This window comes from Rhodonellum psychrophilum GCM71 = DSM 17998 (assembly GCF_000381545.1).
In the GTDB taxonomy this organism is placed as follows: Bacteria; Bacteroidota; Bacteroidia; order Cytophagales; family Cyclobacteriaceae; genus Rhodonellum; species Rhodonellum psychrophilum.
The window spans coordinates 1-2,938 of the sequence record NZ_KB906715.1 but is presented as its reverse complement, the minus strand read 5'-3'; the positions used below and the strand labels follow the sequence as shown (position 1 = coordinate 2,938).

2 protein-coding genes are annotated in these 2,938 nt (G+C 36.9%); one reads left to right on the top strand and one right to left on the bottom strand.

From position 1 onward, the window contains the following. Positions 1 to 826: 826 nt before the first annotated feature. Entirely contained in the window at positions 827 to 1,597 is a 771-nt protein-coding gene (locus F824_RS0125355) for an energy transducer TonB (protein ID WP_022582409.1), read from the top strand. 145 nt (positions 1,598 to 1,742) lie between these two features. On the opposite strand, the gene F824_RS0125350 is transcribed toward F824_RS0125355, so the two are convergent. After that, a complete protein-coding gene (locus F824_RS0125350; RefSeq protein WP_236613275.1) occupies positions 1,743 to 2,435 on the bottom strand; it encodes a Dph6-related ATP pyrophosphatase in 693 nt (230 codons plus the stop codon). Positions 2,436 to 2,938: the final 503 nt, after the last annotated feature.

Here is a 2,938-nt window from a genome sequence, read left to right as displayed (position 1 = left end):
GGTACTGGGGTTACTCCCGGGAGAGTAGGCCGCCGCCTTATTGTCATTCAGCTCCCACCCTAAACAGGTGGGAGCTTTTTGCGTTTTGAGGCTTTGGGTTTTTTGAATAAGTGATGTTTTTTAATCTTTAGTATGTATAACCAATTCTATTCCAACCTTAAATCAACCAATAATCAGTCTTTGTTTACTGTTTTTGCCATACCGGCATTACCCTAATTCTCCAAATAGGCTGATTTTTTTTGGGCTATCAACGCCATCAGTCATCCCAATGTATATTCTTAATTAAACTGGAAAGGCTACAGAATTTCGGTACATGGACCATCCTTCACCAAACGAGGTCTTTCAATAAAAAAACAAAATGAATTTTTGAAGTTTTCCCTTCGTGAAATGCACCCATTAAGATTGTACCAAAAAAAGAGGTAATGAATCAAATCATTGAATGGAAATAACCTTTGTGGGCTTTTTTCTTGAGAAAAATGATAAAGAATCCTCAGTCAGCTACAGTCCCCAAATATTTTATTGACTTTCTTTCGCAAATGCTTTAACAACTTCGATAAAAATTTCACTTGATTTAATCAATGGAACTAGATTTTAAAAAATGAGCTTGATTTTTTGTGCATTGAAAGGATTGTTGTTGGTTTTATGAATACCTTAAGCATTACTTCTCAATGTAAATGGGGATCTTTGGTTCGATTTTATTTTTAAAATCCTTTCATAGTAGATATTCAAAGATTTTTGAAAAAGATGGAAACGAATAGGTCCACAAAAGTAATTTTAATAACTGAATTTCATTGATCGAATAATGCGTACGATAAGTAGTCTTAAAATGAATTACATTAAACCATTGTTGCTCGTATTTTTAATGGCATCAAGCTTTACCCTTTTTGCCCAATCAAGGAAAACCATCCATCTGAACGAGCATTTTTATCCAATATCTGCAGCATCTGGGCTGCACCAATTCACAAAAATTATTTCAGTTTCCAAAGAGGGAAACCAAACAGAGAGATTTTACGATTTGGAAAACAGACCTTTTATGGTTATTCAGACGGAGTTTGACAAAAGGGGGGAAACACTCTTTCAAAAAACGGAGAAATATGATCTTCAGGGCTTTTTGAACTACCAATATCTAGTCAACGCTAAAGAGAACAGTGCGTTAACCACTTATTTCAAAGCCAGCGAAACCATCATGAGTTTAGGTTGTGAAAAGGGGGTTTGTGAAGGGACCTTCTCTCTAAAGGGAGAAGTTATTGGTATCAACAGGGATGTTTTTTCTCCAATTATGGTTTATTCCATTTCCGCTTGGAATAATTTCCTGAGCAATCACTTGAATTATCCACCTGCTGCCTTGAAAAGCAAAATGGAAGGCGTGGTGAAATTAGGGCTTGAAATTTTGGAGGATGGTTCACTTGGGCGATTGGAGATTGTCAATCCAAAGGATTCCCCACTTCTACTTCAACAAGAAGCATTAAGGGTAATTCAAATTTATGAAGGGGGATATATTCCGGGCATTGATGCTGAAGGAAATCCTGTGTCTGGTTGGTTCTACATCCCCATTCGATTTCAAATTGGAAAAGATGTTGATTTTAAAATTGGTTGATTGCAAGGCTACTTTATTGAACCGGGTGCCGCTTGTTCATAGATGTTATCCAAGAGCCATTATCCAAAGGCATTTAGCTTATAAAATGTATTTATTGTCCTTTACTTATCCAAAGGACATTTGGCGAAAAGCTTTACAATCATAATCAAGTAGTTTTGAGCGCAATTTCCTGGAACCAGTACTTCTTTTCAACTTTAATCCCGTTTTCATTTTCAAACTTATAAGTATTTGAAATTTTCTCTTTTAATACCACGGGCATTGAATCTGAAAAAATAGGGCCTTCATAGCAGAAGGTATGGAATTCTCCATTTTCACCACAAGGATCAATGTTTTGGGTCAAACCTGTCAAGAAATCCCTATCAAAGACTTTCCCAACCCAAGCCTTATCGATTTTGTCCGCATCGGCTGCACATATTAAGGTTTTGAAACCTGAATTGATAAATTCCTCCGCCAATACCTCAGTATCCTTGCCCCATAGTGGAAAAACACCTTCAAATCCCCGAGTAGCCAATTGATTTTCTCTGTATTTTTTTAAATCTTCCAAGAAAATGTCTCCATATGCAATATGATAGATGGCTTCTGATTCGAGTTTATCTAAGTAAGCATCCATCGCTTTTTCATAAGCCTGGTTATCCCCGCTTGCTGGATAGTAGATTTTGTCAAGAGGTAGGCCGATGGCTTCTGCTTGTTTCTCTATTAGGCTTTCGTGGATTCCATGCATGCCAACTCTTTTGCTTGTTTCACCAAAAGTGGTATGCAAACGGGAAACGGTGTAATCTGGGTCTTGCTGGAGTTTCCACAGGGCATAAGCACTATCTTTTCCACCGGACCAGCTCAAAGAAATTTTTAATTTTGATTTATTTAATGAATCAATTCCCATTTAACTCTTTCTTATGTAAACTCGGTTTCTAAAAACTCCCTGATCGAATATAAATAGGATCTGCGATGTATTTGGAGTATTCAATACTATTCCTGCCAATCCGTGGGTACCCATTAAAAAAAAACACCTTTTTCCCCAAGCAAATGGCGTATTAATTTACTTTCCCTAATCTGAGAGGGATATAGTTGTCAAATGCTTTTATCTGGAAAAAGTTAATTCTGGATCTGAGCACGTAAAATTTATAGGTTAAAGATAAGTTGCAGATCTTTATTGACATAGGTAGCGAACCAAAAATGTCGCTACCTATGTCGATGAGTTGCTAAATCTTTTTTGAAAGAACTGTATTATTGATATTCCTGCGATTGCTGGATCTGCAACAATAAAGTGGACAAATAAATTAGCCCGTTGATTTGTTGATTCCCGTCGCCTGCCGCGGGCTCCTCAAATTGTAAGTGCGATTT